The 16,833-nt window shown below is 62.7% G+C and carries 20 protein-coding genes; all 20 read left to right on the forward strand.

The genetic code is table 11. The features are described 5' to 3' along the window. Window positions 1-134 precede the first annotated feature (134 nt). The 20 genes from QM716_RS28300 to QM716_RS28395 all read left to right on the forward strand — a co-directional run bounded on the left by QM716_RS28300 (window position 135) and on the right by QM716_RS28395 (window position 16,826). On the forward strand, window positions 135-323 hold the full coding sequence (locus tag QM716_RS28300; protein ID WP_283307564.1) for a hypothetical protein: 189 nt from the start codon (window positions 135-137) through the stop codon (window positions 321-323). Window positions 324-671: 348 nt separating this feature from the next. Further along, window positions 672-848 (forward strand): hypothetical protein, encoded by a 177-nt coding sequence (locus QM716_RS28305; RefSeq protein ID WP_283307565.1) that lies wholly within the window; start codon window positions 672-674, stop codon window positions 846-848. Window positions 849-1,024: 176 nt separating this feature from the next. Next, complete coding sequence (locus QM716_RS28310) at window positions 1,025-1,300, forward strand: hypothetical protein (protein ID WP_283307566.1); 276 nt, start codon at window positions 1,025-1,027, stop codon at window positions 1,298-1,300. 193 nt (window positions 1,301-1,493) lie between these two features. Further along, window positions 1,494-1,763, forward strand: a complete 270-nt coding sequence (locus QM716_RS28315; RefSeq protein ID WP_283307567.1) for a hypothetical protein — start codon at window positions 1,494-1,496, stop codon at window positions 1,761-1,763. A gap of 71 nt (window positions 1,764-1,834) precedes the next feature. Next, complete coding sequence (locus QM716_RS28320) at window positions 1,835-2,086, forward strand: hypothetical protein (RefSeq protein WP_283307568.1); 252 nt, start codon at window positions 1,835-1,837, stop codon at window positions 2,084-2,086. Continuing rightward, window positions 2,083-3,480: a ParB/RepB/Spo0J family partition protein gene (locus tag QM716_RS28325; protein ID WP_283307569.1), complete on the forward strand. Its 1,398-nt coding sequence runs from the start codon at window positions 2,083-2,085 to the stop codon at window positions 3,478-3,480. Before QM716_RS28320 ends, QM716_RS28325 begins: the two co-directional genes overlap by 4 nt. A gap of 162 nt (window positions 3,481-3,642) precedes the next feature. Then, complete coding sequence (locus QM716_RS28330) at window positions 3,643-4,365, forward strand: hypothetical protein (RefSeq protein ID WP_283307570.1); 723 nt, start codon at window positions 3,643-3,645, stop codon at window positions 4,363-4,365. Then, window positions 4,362-5,621 carry a hypothetical protein gene (locus QM716_RS28335; protein WP_283307571.1) on the forward strand — a complete coding sequence of 420 codons (1,260 nt, stop codon included), beginning with the start codon at window positions 4,362-4,364 and terminating at the stop codon, window positions 5,619-5,621. The genes QM716_RS28330 and QM716_RS28335 overlap by 4 nt, the downstream gene beginning before the upstream one ends. Next, window positions 5,618-5,932 (forward strand): hypothetical protein, encoded by a 315-nt coding sequence (locus QM716_RS28340; protein WP_283307572.1) that lies wholly within the window; start codon window positions 5,618-5,620, stop codon window positions 5,930-5,932. Before QM716_RS28335 ends, QM716_RS28340 begins: the two co-directional genes overlap by 4 nt. Window positions 5,933-6,601: 669 nt before the next feature. Further along, window positions 6,602-7,573 (forward strand): hypothetical protein, encoded by a 972-nt coding sequence (locus QM716_RS28345; protein WP_283307573.1) that lies wholly within the window; start codon window positions 6,602-6,604, stop codon window positions 7,571-7,573. Window positions 7,574-7,593: 20 nt separating this feature from the next. Further along, window positions 7,594-8,025: a hypothetical protein gene (locus tag QM716_RS28350; RefSeq protein ID WP_283307574.1), complete on the forward strand. Its 432-nt coding sequence runs from the start codon at window positions 7,594-7,596 to the stop codon at window positions 8,023-8,025. A gap of 337 nt (window positions 8,026-8,362) precedes the next feature. Further along, complete coding sequence (locus QM716_RS28355) at window positions 8,363-9,385, forward strand: hypothetical protein (RefSeq protein ID WP_283307575.1); 1,023 nt, start codon at window positions 8,363-8,365, stop codon at window positions 9,383-9,385. Further along, window positions 9,378-10,136: a hypothetical protein gene (locus QM716_RS28360; protein ID WP_283307576.1), complete on the forward strand. Its 759-nt coding sequence runs from the start codon at window positions 9,378-9,380 to the stop codon at window positions 10,134-10,136. The genes QM716_RS28355 and QM716_RS28360 overlap by 8 nt, the downstream gene beginning before the upstream one ends. Beyond that, window positions 10,133-10,510 (forward strand): MerR family transcriptional regulator, encoded by a 378-nt coding sequence (locus QM716_RS28365; protein WP_283307577.1) that lies wholly within the window; start codon window positions 10,133-10,135, stop codon window positions 10,508-10,510. Before QM716_RS28360 ends, QM716_RS28365 begins: the two co-directional genes overlap by 4 nt. Before the next feature lie 180 nt (window positions 10,511-10,690). Next, on the forward strand, window positions 10,691-10,996 hold the full coding sequence (locus QM716_RS28370) for a hypothetical protein (RefSeq protein ID WP_283307578.1): 306 nt from the start codon (window positions 10,691-10,693) through the stop codon (window positions 10,994-10,996). A 141-nt stretch (window positions 10,997-11,137) separates the two neighbouring features. Next, entirely contained in the window at window positions 11,138-11,434 is a 297-nt protein-coding gene (locus QM716_RS28375; protein WP_283307579.1) for a hypothetical protein, read from the forward strand. A gap of 318 nt (window positions 11,435-11,752) precedes the next feature. Then, window positions 11,753-12,208 carry a phage terminase small subunit gene (locus QM716_RS28380; RefSeq protein WP_283307580.1) on the forward strand — a complete coding sequence of 152 codons (456 nt, stop codon included), beginning with the start codon at window positions 11,753-11,755 and terminating at the stop codon, window positions 12,206-12,208. Beyond that, on the forward strand, window positions 12,180-13,997 hold the full coding sequence (locus QM716_RS28385; RefSeq protein ID WP_283307581.1) for a terminase: 1,818 nt from the start codon (window positions 12,180-12,182) through the stop codon (window positions 13,995-13,997). Before QM716_RS28380 ends, QM716_RS28385 begins: the two co-directional genes overlap by 29 nt. After that, window positions 13,994-15,481, forward strand: a complete 1,488-nt coding sequence (locus tag QM716_RS28390; RefSeq protein WP_283307582.1) for a phage portal protein — start codon at window positions 13,994-13,996, stop codon at window positions 15,479-15,481. The genes QM716_RS28385 and QM716_RS28390 overlap by 4 nt, the downstream gene beginning before the upstream one ends. Beyond that, window positions 15,465-16,826, forward strand: a complete 1,362-nt coding sequence (locus QM716_RS28395) for a VG15 protein (RefSeq protein ID WP_283307583.1) — start codon at window positions 15,465-15,467, stop codon at window positions 16,824-16,826. The genes QM716_RS28390 and QM716_RS28395 overlap by 17 nt, the downstream gene beginning before the upstream one ends. Window positions 16,827-16,833 lie beyond the last annotated feature (7 nt).

Below are 16,833 nucleotides of genomic sequence, written 5' to 3' on the forward strand. Positions count from 1 at the left end.
CCTGCGCGCTGTGGGCGCGCAACTGCTGCCTGAAGGATTATCCCCAATCCAATTCACCTGAACAAAATTTCCGGCCAAACCGACTGTAACCGCCATGCATTGCTCAAGTATTGAACTATCGCGGAGGAAAGCTGATGTCCGAGAACGTGACTCCCGCCAACGATCCGATCATTTTCCATGACGGTGTTCTCGTCGACACTGTTTCGCCGCTTCGTACAAACCATCGTCTCGGCGTCGACGAACTGTTCCGGGTCGACTACTTCGGACGCGGGATCGCTGTCGCCTATGCAGCCCAGCTTCGTGTGATGGGCGGTGCCGCATGACCGAGTCTGACCCAGCCACCACAGCGCTTTCCGACGCGCTGAACACGGCGATCCGCAGACGCGATTTTGTCGCCATCCTGATCAATCAGCTTCAGAAGGTTTGGGAAGCTGAGAACCGCAAGATCGTCCGCACTCAACACTTGATCGCGCTCGCGAAGTGTCGACACCCAAGTGGGCGCGGGCGATTCTCGAATCCCACTGCACCGCAAAAGTAAACGTCCCTCCGCTGCCTCTGTCTGGTACCGGGCAGTTGGCGCAGGGATATCGGGGCGGGCACCGGCCTCACGGGCCCCTGGTGCCCGCCCCTCCCGTACCTACAGCAAATCCATCACACGAAAGAAGTCAACGATGATCGTTGCAACTGAGAACCGCACCGCCGCAACCGTCTCCACCGCCTCGGTCCCTGCCGTGGCAGGCCACCGACTGGCCCGAGACGAGATCACCGGCACCGTGCGGGTGCGACCGTCCTCTGTCCAGTTCGCCGGCCGACACCGCCGCGCGTCGAGGTTCTTCGGCCGCCGCTGATGAGTCCGACCGAGGCGACGACCGCAACGGACCTCTGCGAACGGCACCCGCACCGACACGAACCGTGTATCGACTGCGACTTCCCTGCCAGCGAATCAACCGGCGGAAGAACACTTTCCGCCAAAGCGAAACAACTGATCCTCAAACGCTCGACCGGGCACTGCGAAATCAGCGTCATGTGTCAAGGCAACTGGGCCAACCGATTCCACATCAGAATCGCCGAAATACCTGACAACACCACGATCGACACCCCCGCAGCTGGACTGCACATCTGCGACCGCTGCGAATGGTGGATCGACGTCGCAGGAAAGAACGCAACCAAACAAATGGGCCTGCAGCTCGGCCCCGAACTCCCACCGAAGGACACACCCGTCACCTGGCGAGGCGTACCTGTCTGGCTCTTCGACGACGGAGACCTCGAACCCGTAACCGCCCGAAAGGAACACCCGTGACCTCACGACGACGAATGTGCCCCGGCAAATGCCGACAGTCGATCCACAGGAGCCGCTTCGCGTGCGCCGACTGCTTCGACAAACTGCCCGACCACCTCCGCCGGCCGATCCTCGCGACGATGGGCAAGCCCGACTCCCGAACCAAACGAGTCGCCCGCGAAAACGGCGCAGAGTACCTCGGACAGAGGCGCTGATGACCATCATCCACATCGACGCCGACGAACCCACGGACGACGATCTGCGAGCTCTGAGCACCGCACTCGGCTCGCAGCTGATGATCCTGCGGTTCCCGCCTGACCGGACGCTCCCGTGGTGCTCGAACGACGAACTCGCCGCAGTCTCTGTCGAAGACGGGGACATCGTCGTCCACACCGCCGGGCCGCTGCCCGTACTGACCGCGATGGAACTCGCGGCCGCACTCGGCTCAGCATCGGCCGACCTGCTCGCACCCGGACCGACCTGATGGCCGCGAACTGCAAGGACTGCGGCTCGGAAATCCGCTGGTTTCAACCGATGCGTCCCGACGGAAAACCGATGCCCGTCGATGTCTCACCCGACCCGGACGAGGGCACCATCCGCCGCCACATCTCCGGACCGTCGGACAAGACGATCCTGCGCGGTGAAGCCCTCAAAGGTGACGCACTCATCCGAGCCCGCGCCGACGGCGAGCGTCTCTGGATGCATCACGGAGCCACCTGCAGTGAACAGAAACCGTTCAACCCGAAGCCTGCCGGCCTTTCGCTCAACCTCCCGCCCGCCCGCCCGTCACGACGGAGATTCCGATGACCACCGCAACCCCAGAGGTAGTCGAGCTGGCGCTCGACGTCGTCAAACCGCACCCACACAACGCGCGACGAGTGCTGCGAGGCATTCCGGCGCTTGCGGACTCGATCAAAGAGAACAGTCTACTGCAGTCGTGCGTCGTCGCTCCTATCGCGGACGGCGGGTACCTCCTCATCGCAGGGCATCGCCGTCATGCCGCACTGACGTACGCGAAGCTGCCGACCATTCGATGCGAGATCCGCTGGGACCTCGACACCGAAATCAAGCAACGCCGCGCAATGCTCGCCGAGAACTTGCAGCGAGATGACTTCAACGAAGTCGAAGAGGGCGACGCGTACCAGGGATTGCTCGACCTCGGTGTCGGCCCGGCCGCGATCTCGAAAGCCTCCGGACGTCCACAGAAGGTGATCCGCGATCGGGCGAAGCTCGCGTCCGCTCCGGAACACATCCGGGCCGGCGTCATCACCCGTGACATCACTCTCGAGCAAGCGGTCACGATGCAACGCTACGAGAAGTCGCCCGAGATCTACGCAGACCTCGAACGCGCACTGGGAACGGTCAACTGGAAGTTCGCCGTCGAACGCGCAAAGGAAACCGACGCCCGCACCAAGGCGCGAGCAAAGATCCGTAAGGCGCTCGTCGCTGAGGGCGTCCGCGTGTTCGAAAACAATGCCGCACTCACGAAGTGGTTGATCGCCGAGCAGAAGGCGCGCGGTGTCCAGCTGTGGTCCCAGATACTCGACGACCGGCCGGACGACGCGGCGTCGAGCCCCGACGTGGCTGCCACGTTCGGATACAACAGCACCGAGCTTTTGTGGGAACGACTCGCCCCCATCGAAAGCGTCGACGTGCCGGCGCACCCCGCCGACCCAACCGCGGACTCGGCCGATGCCCGCGCAGCCGAACGTGAAGCCGCAGCAGCCGAACGCGAGCAGCTCGCGGCCGACCTGTCGACCTCCGCAACCGTCCGCATAGAGCACCTGGCTCTCGTCGTCAAAGAAGGCTCCGACGACATCGCACAACAGTGCATGCTCGCCGCCTACACCGAACAGATCGACGAATCCGACATCGCGGTCCTCGCGTACGTCGCCCGACTCCTCAACATCGGCGCACCGACCGAACCCGGCGCCACAAACGCCGAATGGGACGCCGTCGTCGAAGGCATCCTGACCGCCGTCGCGAAATACACCACAGCACAACTCGCGATCCTGCTCCGAATCACCGAATCAGCAAGCCTCGACGAAAACCTCACCGACCCCGAGCACTGGCACCCGACGCATTACCGCCGCAAAGCCCTCGACCGCTGGCGCGACGAACTCGGCACCACCTTCGGCTACGAATGGTCCGACGTCGAAGCCGAACTCCTCACCGCCCTCGCCGAAGCAGGCGCTGAGTAACCGTGGCCACCGCCCGCATGGCCGACGAATGGTGGGGCAACCTGCCCGACACCGACCGACTCAGGATCTACGGCTGGCTCGGACCGAAAGAACCGACCCACCCGCCCGTCGAAGGCCAATACGAAATCCCCCTACCCACCACACGAAAAGGGAGGTGAACCCATGACACGAATCCTCGTCGAAACCAACGACTTCCGCGCCGCACTCATCTCGACCGTCGCCCACGCGTCGAACGGAAAGTACTATCCCTTCCTCTCGCGAGTCCGCCTCGACATCGGCCCCGTCAACATCAACGTCCTCGCAACCGACAACCAAACCGTCGGCTGGGCACTCGTCTCCGTCGTCAGCCACGTCGAACCGGAACTCGAAATCATCGACATCGGAGTCGCCGACGTCGAGAAAATCCTCACAGTCTTCAAAGGCGGCCGCACCAAAGGCGACGAACCCGAACACACACTCTGCATCGAAACGACCGAACAAGAAATCACGATCACCGACGCATCCGGACTCTTCGACGGCGAAGAATCACTGACCGTCCTGCGACTGCCGGAAGAGGAGAAATTCCCCGACATCCCAGCGACATTCGCGCACGCCCAACACTCACCGCTACGCAAAGTCGACTGGCTGCTCGTCGGTGACTCACTGATCCGCAAGTTCCACGCCGCCGCCGCCTGCTACCGCGAACCGTTCACCTTCGAAACAGTCCGCACGTCCAGCTCGATCATCGTCCGCTGCGGCGAATCATTCATCGGCCGAATGCCGCAACCCGACCTACGCCCCGTCGTCAAAGAAGAACTCGCCCGACACCGGGCCGGATGGGACGCCCGAATCCCCACACCCGCCGAAGTCGAAGCCAAACAAAAAGAACAGGACACCGCGAAATGACAACCGAGACAACACCCGACGCTGCCCCAAACAACTCCTGCGACAAATCCTGCGAACAGCAAGGTGGCCGCATCCTCAACGGACTGATAGATACCGCAGAGAGCTGGATCCTCACCGCCGAACAGGTGGAAGACGTGCAGGCAGCACGAGAAGCGTTGCGGGGGTATCGCAACTTCGATGGGTATGCCCGGTCGCACGTCAATCGGCTCATCAAAGCGGTCGACGCCCTGTTCCCGGCAACCGAACCCGCCGACGAAGTGAAGTTTGATCTCCCCGAAGGCCGACCGTGGGACAAAAAATGCACCACGGACGGCGATTGCGGTGCGGCACATCATCTCGACTTCTGCTACAACGCACCCACTCCCGCCCCTGCCGAATCCGCCGAGGAAGAGACGAAAGCTGACAGGCCGAGGAAGTTCCGGAAGAAGCCCGTCGAGGTCGAAGCGATTCGTCTCGACAACCACACCACACCTGAGCGAGTCGCTCGATGGTGCGGAGGCAGAGTGGCAACCCCGACAGTTGGCACAGGATGCCCGATCGTCATCGAGATAGACACCCTCGAAGGGGTGATGACCGCGCATCCGGGCGACTGGATCATCAAGGGCACGCAGGGCGAGTTCTACCCATGCAAGCCCGCGCCATTTGCGGACACGTTTGAGCCCGCCTCCTTGCCGGTTGTCCCTGCCCCCACCGAAACCGGACCGTGGCCGAGCGCCGCTGACGTGCCGGATGGCGTGAAGTTCGTGTCCAAGGGCCGCGAGGGTGGGCACTCAATCTGGTTGCGCTGCGGCAAAGGCAGTACCGAATACGCGGACCTAAACAACCCGATGCCGCTGACCGTCAAGGGCTATCAGATCTGGGACGTGTCAGCGGTGAATGACCTCGCCCCGTTCGTTGCGGCCGAGGAGGGGACGAAAGCGGAGGCGCCGTGCACGGGCGGTGGGGACATGCATCCGTGCGTACTCCCCGCTAGACATGCCGGCGTCCACACCGACAGTAGAGGTCTCAGGTGGAACAACCCTGCCTCCTCGCCGGTTGTTCCTGTCCCCACCCAAACCGGAGCGTGGCCGCGTTTGAACGCGGTTCCCGAGAATGTCGAGTTCCGTGGCACATTCGGGGATGGAGGCCACACCGAAACCGTGTGGATTAAACGCGACGGCGTTATCTGGCACTCCCGTCCAGGGAAGTCGGTTAAGGAGACCTACAGAATTGGTCACCTCGCACCCTTTGTTCCGGCAAAGGGGGACGACGCGTGAGCGAAACTAGTGTCGCGGCACCACGATCGGGCAGCTGGTCGCTCCCAGAAACCGAACTCGGCCGCAACAACACCCCAATCCGCCCGACAGGCGTTCGATTGCTTCGCACACGGCTCTCGGTAAGGAACGGGACCATTCGGCCCGTCGTCGACGAGATCCCATGCAAGGTCATCTACGCCGGCCGCGACGCCGACGCGATCGACTGGTGGGTTGTCCGCACCGTCACCGACGAATGGATACTGCCGACCGACCAAATCGTCTGCAATTTCATGCCGGCCACCGCGCGACTGTCCAACGCAGGTGCGCGATGAACGCAGCAGTCACCGGAATTGCCGCGATCGTCGTCGTCGCAGTACTCATCACCATCGGAACCATCGCCCGCATGATCGGCAAGGGCATCGGAGGCACCGAATGAAAGCAACCACAAGCTACGAATGCCACTGCTGCGACAACATCGTCAAGCCAGGTGACGAAGTGTTCCTCGTTGGCGGCGACCTCCGCTGCACGGAATGCGTGAAGCGAGTGACGGACTAAATGGTTTGGATTCGCATAGTTCTCATCTGCGTCGTTATTGCCATGATCGTTTGGGCGTTAATGGAATTCAGCGTTCAGGTGACTCGTGAGCCGATTACCGAGGCTGAAGTCTACGAGGCCATGACTGGACGAAAGCGGCCCAGCGAAGCGACGGCACTCGCCACCGATCAATTCGAAGCGTGGACACATTGCCCGAGCTGTGGCGAATTCGATTGCCATGCAATGAGAGAACCGAACCCGTGGGATCCAACAGATTGGCGCTCCTGGAGCAGTGGGCGAGCTGAATGGCTTGAACGCCACCGGTCGACGACAACGATCACGGCATGGGGCGGTCACGCGTCCAGGTGGGTTGACAGTACGCCCGAGTATCCGATCACTGAGCCAGTCAATGAGTCCCGGTACGCAACGATCCGAATCTGCAGGTGCGGCAAAGAATGGGGGCAGAAATGACCGACATCATCGACGAGATCGACGCCCTGGTCGACGAGCAGCTCAGCGGCTACCACGACCGAAGTGGCTACAACTACAACGTGAATCAGCAGACTTGCTGGCACTGCGGACGGGAGTGGCATGGTCTGCAGATCACTACACGCATGGAGGGGATGCGCCGAGTTCGGTGGTACGACGAGAACTATCGACATGCGGAGGACGACAGCCAGATCCTCTGCCCCGGATCTCATTTCATTGGTCCATGGGCAACGAAAAGCCAGCTCGCTTGGATTCGGAGCAACAACGAAAAGACTCTGAAGCTCCAAACTGATCTAACTCTCGGCAAGGTGTTTCCCGGCACGACCGTGTATGGCCCAATTCCAGATATGCCCGTCGTCGAGCTCTGGATGCGCGGCCATGCAGTCGCCGACATCTCGCCGCCGTCGATGAGCGCCTTTCGGGAGCGGTACTGGTTGGGCGTGGGCGCGCGAATCCAGGACGGTGTTCTCACGAGGGCGATAGAGCGCACAGCAGCCAGTCAAGAGGGCGTGTTCGCGCCGTACACCTACGGCGGTTTGCAAGAGCCCGACTACATGGGTGCGATCGGTCGAATTCTCGACGAGGGTAGGCCGTACAGGTACGGCGAAGACTTCTCGTTTGCGGATCGAGCGATTCCGCCCGAGATGCAGTTCCCGCGGGAATGGCCCCACCCCATGGGAGCGCTCCAACGGATTCTCGATTACCCCAACCCGTTCCTTGTCGACGCGGTCCGTAGAGCCAGATTCACGCCATTCAATGAACTCTGGACGTTGCCCGACGACCCCCTTAATGAAACCGCTCGGACTGCGGGCGTCGGCAACCCTGAACCCGATACCCGCACACCACAAGAGCACGCACTGCCTCGGCCGAGCATCACACCGCCGATGTGGGCAGTCGACGCCGGCCGACAGCGCAGAACTCGCACTAATTCCCGCAGGAGGCACCGATGAAGAGCGCTGAAGTCGACAAGGTGACGATCGACCAGTTCGAGGTCGACCAGCCGCGTACGGACGATACGACGGAACCGTCCAGCCGTGGAACACCTGAATACTCTCGTGAGACTGAGGTTGTTCGCCGCATCATCGCGGGCACGCTCGCCGCTGACATTCGAACCAAGCTAGGGGCGCCCTCGGACGCCGAAGTCATCGTCACCGAACGAAATCACTCTTTTGGCTACTCCACGCTCACACAGGACTGTGACTTCGAAGCCATCATCGAATGCGCCGGTGTCTCGAAAGAGTTGTATAGCCATTGGGCGGAGTGGAACAGCCTGCCCGCGATCATCGAATGGCTGACCGAGCCCGAACCCGTGAAATCCAAACCCGTTGAACCGGTAGACGTACCAGCAGCTTTCCTGCCCCTTCGCCGGGCTGTTTTCCTCTGGTCCCCGCCGAATCTGTGAAGGCGCGTAACAGATGGTGCCGCCAGTGAAGGGTTGCCGCGTCGCCCGCGCTCCGCCGGCCAACGTGGCCCGTTTCCGATGACTACCGAACCTTGTGAGGAATGCTAATGACGCTCTCCGCTAGTACGTTCCGACCAGCCCCGGTTGGTCCGCTGCTGTGACATGGGCGCGTTTGGGGGACACATCTGCAACGAATCCGATTGTCCTCACGATCCTCGAACACGAAGAGTGCGATGACCGACTGGTCAACGAAGTGCACGGTTTCGCGATGCGTTGCGCAGCAGAATCCGGATCACACAAGACCGACTATGTCGTTTCCCGTGGTACAGCGGTCCTGATGGCTGGCCCGTCTCGTGTGAACACCCTTCTCGCAGTGGCGATTTTCGCGGGATACATGACCGAAATCGAGGTCGACGGTCGACCGGCGTACAAGCTGGTCGACGACAATCACGAATTCCTGCACCTCCGACTCAAAGAGGAAATCGAGTGGGAACAGCAACGCAGGAAAGACAACTCACGGCCGTCACTGATCGTTCCCGTGCGGCTACGTGATGGAGACGCGTGCCGCTGGTGCGGACGAGTCGTCGATTGGGGCTCCCGCAAGGCCGCGCGATCGGGAACGTACGACCACCTCATCGCAGGCGAGGCCGCGACCATCGAAACCTACGTGGTCTCCTGCACGAGCTGTAACAGCTCCCGCAAGGACAGCTCTCGCCCGAAAGGCATCGAGAAACTGCTCGACGCACCGGAAAAGCCTTACTACTCCCCGAAAACGATCGAATGGCTTGCAGGGAACACCTGGCGTCAGAACAACGACCTGACAGTCCCAGCGAAACCCCGCAAGAAGCTCAATCCTGGTGATCTCGCGCCCGGCACACCGCCGGCCGACACGACGAGCCTGAGCCCCGCCACGGCGGCGAGCACGGCACCTGCAGGAGACCGACCCGACATCCACTCGGGCAACGACGCACCAACGACTCTGGACACCGCTACGGCGGCACGACCTGTCACTCCCGCACCGCGAACCGACAACCCGTCGGCGAACGCATCGTCAACGCAGCGACCCGAAACCCCCTCGGAGACCGCGCAACACCAGCAGCAACCAGCGGAAACACCCGATCCGCAGAACATCCGCAGATCATCCGCTGATTCAGCAGACCTCGAGGGTACGGAACCTGTCTCGACTGGTCGGGTCGGGTCGGGACGGGTCGGGTCGGGTCGGGTCTCAAGCCCTACCCAACGTGACCAAACCTCCGAATCTCATCAACCTCGAAAGTCATCCCGTGGCCGCCGCCGCAGGAAACGTCGATCTCTCCCGGACTCACAGAACCCTCAGTCGTCAGGAGATGCCCATGGATAGCCGTATCGGCCTGAACACCAACCCCGACCAATTCGCCGAGATCCATCACTGTCGAGCAGGTTCGTCGTGCGCCGGCCGATCCCGCGCCCGCGACAGTCTCGACTGGATTCCTCGCACCACCGATGCCGCGAACACCGTGTGCAGTCGGTGTCGCTACCAGATCGAGGCGGCGATCGGCGGACTGTGGGACGACTACACGTCACTGAACGCACTGTTCCTCGTACCCACCGAACACGCAGGCTCCGAGGTCCGCAGCGGTGCACCCGGATCACGAGTGCCGCTCAACGTGTACTCGGACGCCCTGATGCACGAGATCGCCGACACGGTCTATCGCTGCGCTGCTCTCATCACCGCGGAACCTGCAGCGTCAGCACAGACCCGATTGGCGCAAGTGGTCACGTGTCGCGGAATCGTCCTGCGCAACATCGACAACCTGCTCGCTGCTCCACCGAGGAAGCACCTGATGTGGAATCGCGCCGGTGACGACTACGTCGCCGAAATGCTCGACGGCGTGCAGCTGGCGCTCGCACTCGTCGCACTGCATCGCCGCGCAGTGATGCTCGTCGGCGTCGAGCGGCCGCGCAATCGAATGCCGGTGCCGTGCCCACGCTGCGAGTCCCGACAGCTCGGCAAGAACGCAGGAAGCACCGACGTCGACTGTCGATCCTGCGGCTCGGTATGGAGCGAAACCGAGTACCACCGACTCACACAGATCGGAGCATCGATCATCAGAGAGGAACTCGCCCGGTGAACAACATGTGGCCCTGGCCCGCTGACACACAGCTCGACATCGCGCGCCGACTGCTGCAGTCATACCGTTCGGCGCTGATGGCACTCAAACCCGAGACCTGCCGCCAGCTCGACGCCGCCGCCATCCGGTTCGGGCAAGGCTGGGTCGAGGAGAAGACCGAGACCGCCAACGACGAAGACTTCGTGCAAGCAACGGAGGCAGCGGATCTCGCGGGAGTCACACCGGCAGTGATCAGACAATGGGCCTCCCGCGGATACATTCCACGGCACCACATCTCTGGCCGCACCCACTACCGAGTCGGTGACGTCCTGGCCCACGTCGAGCACTGCCGAGAAGCCCGCAAGAATCGACGGACTGGACAGCCCACGATGTGACGCGTTACAGTTCTGCCACTGGCCGACGTGACTTCAAAGCACGTTGGTCATCGTGGTTTCCAGGGCAAACACCCGACCCCCACGCAGATGCCGGCCCCCGATCGACTACCCCCCGCCGCACCCATCACGCAGCCCCATCTACTGACGTGCTGCGAGTGATCCGATCGATCGGTGGTGACAATGCCCAACCGCTTCGCCACCTCAACTCGACGCGACGAGTTGCCGAGCAACTGGCAGACCCTCCGGAAGATGGCCCGCCGTCGAGCACATGACCGATGCGAGTGGACAACCAACGGAGTCCGATGCACGGTGCGCGGTACCGACTGCGACCACATCGACGACCGCGACGATCACAGCCCGTCGAACCTGCAGTGGTTGTGTCACGACCACCACGAGATCAAGACCAAGGCCGAGGCGACAGCTGCTCGTCATCCCGGATCTCGGAAGCGTCCAACCAAGCCTCACATCGGACTGATTCAAAGGTGACATCGAGCTGATGGCTGCGCTTGCCTCGGCCGATGACTGCCCTGCCCATCAAGGCGGAACGCTTGGCCGATGCAAGCCTGACCCGATCAACCCCAATGCTTCGCCGCCGATGCTCGACCCGAGACGAATCGAGGAGACACCGTGACGAGTCAGCCGCCGACCGCCGGCACCGACCGCCTACTCATCGACAAGACCGGACTCTACGAGCGACCGGGTGACAGTCGGCTCGCTCTCGTCGACCCCGTCAGCCCGGACGGACTGCCCGATCGCGGTGAGCCCGGATCTGCACCAGTCTTCTCGCCCTGGATCGACCTGGACGACTTCCGCGTAAAGCTGGACCTCGCTGATGATGCCCGCAGCGACGATCGCTGGCGGCGGCTGTGGTTCGGCGAGTGGACCGCCCCGGATGAACCTGCCGAGCAGCTGCCGCGCCGCTGAGGCACCGGGGGGTACCCCCTCCCCAAGGGGGACGAAGCCCCTAAAGGCATAGTGCATCCCTGTATGTACGGGTTTTACATTTTTCCGCCGCAGGTCAGGGGTCTTTTTAGATCGGCTCGACCAATCGGCCGCACAGCGATTTTCGCTCGGTTCGAGGGTTTTTCGGACCCCGCAGACTGCGCCCGTCAGAGGTGCACTGAACGGCTTCGCTTTGAGAACCGTTGGACTGCAATGCAATTGGCAACCGGCATTTTCGGCCGACCGACGACAACGTCGGGTGATGCCTGATTCGAACATTTTTCTCGCGGGAGGTGTGTCGTGGGCACTCGTGGGCCAGTGGGCAAACGGACCGAAACACGGACTCGGCGCAACAAGACCGACGAGGCCGGAGTCGCGGTCAAAAAGGCTCCCGCCTCGGCGACGGTGAAGCGGCCGGCGGCGGACCCGTCGTGGCACAAAGTGATCAAAGGTTGGTACTGGTCGCTCGAAACGTCGGGACAGTCGAAGTTCTACGAGGACTCTGACTGGCAAGCGGCCCGATTCACCGCGCACTACGCGTCCTCGGTACTCAAGGCAGCTGAGAGCCCGGAAAACCCGTCGGCTCTTCGGGCCGCCTCGATACGTCAGATCTGGTCAATGATGGGCGACCTCATGACCACGGAATCGGCACGCCGCCGCGTGCGGGTCGAGCTGATCCGACCGGGCGCCGGCGAAGGCGATGGCGAAGGCGCGGAGGTTGTTGACATTGACGACTTCCGCGAGGACTACGCCTGATTCCGAGCTCGCCGCAGCGCTGGACGAGTTCGACATCGACCGAGTCGCCAACGAGATGGCACCGGGCTACTACGTCGGACCGACCGAGAACGATCACGGCGCTTGGCTGACATTGCCCTGGCCGGGTGATCTGACACTGCCGTACAACCATCCGTCGCGCTTGGAGCTGCTGCCGCTCTCGCTCGGCCCCGCCATGATCCGGTGGGGCCAGAAGTGGTTGCTGCATCCGGGCACCGGCAAGCCCTGGCGCTTCACACAGGGCCAGAAACGATTCATGCACCTCTGGTATGCCGTCGACTGGGAAGGTCGCTGGCTGTACCGCTCAGGCGTCAAACGAGGGGCGAAGGGAACGGGTAAGGATCCATTCGCAGGCGCTCTCGCGTTGTGTGAGCTCTGCGGCCCCGCGAACCTGCACGACATCGACGGCAAGCGCGCCATCGGACGCAAACACCGACTCTCGCTCGTGCAGATCGGCGCGAACTCGCAAAGCCAGGCAGCGAAAGTGCTCTGGGTTGCGAACTCGATGATCTCGGACCGGATGAAACTCGCCTACGCGGTCGACGCCGGCCTGACCCGGACGGCACTCGGCGACGGCTCGAAAATCGAGCTGCTCAAGGCGTCGGAGAAATCGACCGAGGGCGACCCGCCGACCGCGACGTTCCTCAACGAGTCGCACCACATGCTCAAGTCCAACGGCGGCTTCAAGATCGCCGCCGTCGCGCGCCGCAACATCGGCAAGTCGCCGAAAAATGTTGCGGCCCGACTGTTGGAGTTGACGAACGCGCACAGCTCGAGCGCGGAGAGCGTCGCGGGCGAGTCCTACGACGCGTGGCAATTGCAGGTCGCTGGTCTGACACGCAAGAAAGACATCCTGTACGACTCCCGCGAAGCGCCCCCAGGCCTGAACTTGTGGGACCACGACGAGGTCATGCTCGGGCTGAAAGCGGCGTACTCGGACGCACATTGGGCGGACCTCGAACGACTGAGGGACGAAGCGCAGGACCAACGGACGGCGCTCTCGGATGCCGTGCGGTTCTACTTCAACGGTCTCGCGACCGCCGAGGACGCGTGGATCGAGACTCGCGACTTCCGCAAGCTCTCGCGCCCCGATTGGGAGATGGACGCGACGGACAAGTTCGCGATGTTCCTCGACTGCTCGAAGTCGGGTGACGCCACGACGCTGTCCGCGTGCAGGCTCTCCGACGGTCACGTTCTGTCACTGGGCGCGTGGTTCCCGAAGCACGGCGAGAAGGTCGAAAAGTGGCTTGCCCCGCGCGATGAGGTCGAGGCCCGTGTCCGAGAAGTGCTCGACACGATGAACATCGTCTGGTTCGGGATCGACCCGTCGCCCGCGAAAGACGATGCGACCGAAACGCTCTACTGGATGCCGATGATCGACGAGCTGCACCGCGACTACCGCAAGAAGTTGCCCTTGTGGGCGACACCAGGAGCAGGGGGACACGCGGTGCTATTCGATATGCGTCTGTCGTCGCCAGGCGGCGCACGACGAAATGACCTCTTCACGCGCGCAGCGATGCAGACCGCGCTCGACATCGACGAGAACGGAACTCTCACTCATGACGGCAACGCAATTCTGATCAGCCACACGCTCAACGCCCGCAACCGGCCGAACGCGTGGGGAACCTCGATCGGCAAGATCAACCGCTCGTCGCGACTCCTCGTCGACTACGCGGTCACGATGATCGGCGCTCGGATGGGTCGCACGATCGCGCTCAACAGCAGCAAGATTCGCTCGGGTGGTAGCGGGAAGGTGGTGGTTCTCTCGTGAATGTCCCGATCCTCGGAGCGGTGCGAACTCCGTCAAGTATGCAGGTGCCCGAACTTCCGCACGACGAGCAGAACACGCTCGACAAGCTGCTCCGTCAGTACGTGCAGAAGTTGACGCGCAATCGTCTGCGTCAGACCTACTACGACCACAAGAACCTGCTCAAGGATCTCGGCATCGCGATCCCGCCCGACATGGTCAACATCGACATGGTGCTCGGGTGGCCGGCCAAAGCGGTCGACGGGTTGGCGCGACGCAACAAGCTGGACGGGTTCGTCATTCCCGGCGGCTCGTCGCTCGACATGGGTATCGACGCGATGTGGAACGCGAACAGCATGGATGTCGAAGCGCCGCAAGCGCATACCTCGGCATACATTCACAGTTGCGCGTTCGTGGCCACGACCAAGGGCGATGTCGAATCCGGCGAACCGGACGTGTTGATCACGACGCGCTCGGCGATGTCCGGGACGGCATTGTGGGATCGTCGTCGGCGCCGGATCTCGGCGATGCTGGCCATCGTCGACACCTCCGAGGACGGACTTCCCACACTCGTGGTGATGTACCTGCCGGACGTTGTGATCACGATGACGAAGTACACGTTGGGGTGGCACGTCGACCGCCGAAAGCACGGACTCAAACGAGTCCCGGTCGAGTTGCTCGTACACAAGCCGCATCTCGAACGCCCGTTTGGTTCCTCGCGGATCTCGCGGCCGGTGATGGCACTCGCTGACGCAGCGCTGCGCACGGCCGTGCGGATGGAAGTCTCGGCCGAGTTCTACTCCTCGCCGCAGCGGTGGATCATGGGTGCAGACGAGTCGATGTTCGTCGACGAGAACGGCAACCTGAAGTCGCAGTGGCAGGCGATCATGGGCCGACTGTGGGCCGCCGGCCGAAACGAGGACGGCGAACTCCCGCAGGTCGGCACCTTCGCAGCATCGTCACCTCAACCGCACTCCGACCAGTTGCGCACCTACGCAACGCTTTTTTCCGGAGAGACGACAATCCCGGTCGGCTCTCTCGGTGTCGTGCAGGACAACCCGTCGTCGGCCGAAGCGATTCACGCGGCGAAGGAAGACCTGCTGATCGAAGCCGAATACTGCAACCAAGGCTTCGGTACGACCTGGGTGAAGTCGGTTCTGACGGGTCTGCAGATTCGGGAGAATCGCGCCGAGATCCCGGACGAGTGGCGCACGCTTCGCTCGAAGTGGCGCAACCCCGCCACGATGTCGCAGGCTTCGGCCGGCGACTTCGTCGTCAAGCTCTTGCAGGCGTACCCCGAGCTGAAGAACTCGGCGGTCGGTCTGGAAATGATGGGCTGGGACGAGACCACGGTTGCGCGTGCGATGGCAGACATGCAGCGCGCGCAGCTCGGCACACGCGTCGATGGAATCATCAATGCCTCGCGTCAGGTCACCGATCCGAACGTGATCGCCCTCGCCAGCAAGCGAAGTCCCGAGCAGGGCGTGCCCGATGCCCTCGCCGACTGAGCGGATCGAAATCCTCGAACGCATCAACTTGCTGGCGGTGCAGGATATTTCGGAATTGTGGAAACAGCTGTCCGCCAGTGATCTGACGAGCATGAGGTTTCGTGCCGCGATGGTGCAGGCGGTGCCGGAAACGATTCAGCCGTACGAGTCGATGACGGGTGAGCTTGCCGCCCGATGGTACGAGGATTCGGCTCCCGAATTGGCTTATCGTGCAACACCTGCCGCCCTGGCACCTGTCGAGCAGCTTTCGACGTCGACCAGATGGGCACTTGGCGCTGCGGGCGACGCTGCTCTAGTTCGAATTGCCGGATTCACGCAACGGACGATCTTCAACGCCGCCCGCGAGACGATCATCGGAAATCACAGGCGCGAACCCGGTTCCACGTGGGCTCGTCACGCCTCGTCGAACGCCTGCGCCTTCTGCAAGATGATAGCCACCCGTGGACCTGTCTACAGCACCAAGGCGTCTGCCAGGTACGTCGGCGCGGAACGCTGGGAACCGAAACGCAACTACAAGGGACAGAAGGTCGGACACGACATCGGTCGCGCAGGACGTGTCCGGGGATCCCAACCAGCGGGGGAGAAGTATCACGACAAGTGCTTCTGTACGGCGATCGAAGTCAGGCCGGGACGCTCGTACGAACCACCGCCGTACGTCGAGAAATGGAACGAGGAGTACATCGCCGCGGTTCGGGCGACCGAGGGGGTCGGTGAGTTCGGTGCGATCGATACCAAGGCAGTTCTCGCGCACATGCGGGCGGGTGAGTCGTCTGCCAAAGCTGCTCGGGTAGCCGCGGCCGCCGACAAGCGCGCACCGGCACCGAAGGGTGGGGGAGGCGGAGGCAAGCCTCCGATCAAGCCGCCGACGGCCGGAAAGATCGTCGCAGGCGGAGAGGACGGCGAATCGCTCCCGAAGCGCCTGACGCGCGCTGAGGCCGAAACGCCGCACATCGAGATCACCGCGCAGAATCGGCGGCACATTCTCGACGGTGAACCGGACAACGTGAAAGCGGGCGGGCACCGATCCGGCGTCGGTCGTCCGGGCAAGACCGAGTTCCCGCCGGATTGGGACGACGACCGCATCATCACCGCGGTACGGGCGACGGTGGATGAACATCACTGGTCCTCAACGGCCGGTGACGCGACAGTCCGCCGCCTCGAAGTCGACGGCGTGATCGTCGAAGTCGCCTCGTACCCGAAGAACGGCGAGGAGATCATGCGCCATGCCTACCCGGTCAACGGAAACGGCGTCGTCAAGAACGACCGGACGACAGGCGAGGTGCTTCCGCGCGAACTCGACCGCTCTGTCCTGTATCAGCTCCCGCCGCAGCCACGAAAGCGATAAGGTGACG

Origin of the sequence: Rhodococcus sp. IEGM 1409, assembly GCF_030056735.1 — a bacterium.
Classification (GTDB): Bacteria; Actinomycetota; Actinomycetes; order Mycobacteriales; family Mycobacteriaceae; genus Rhodococcus_F.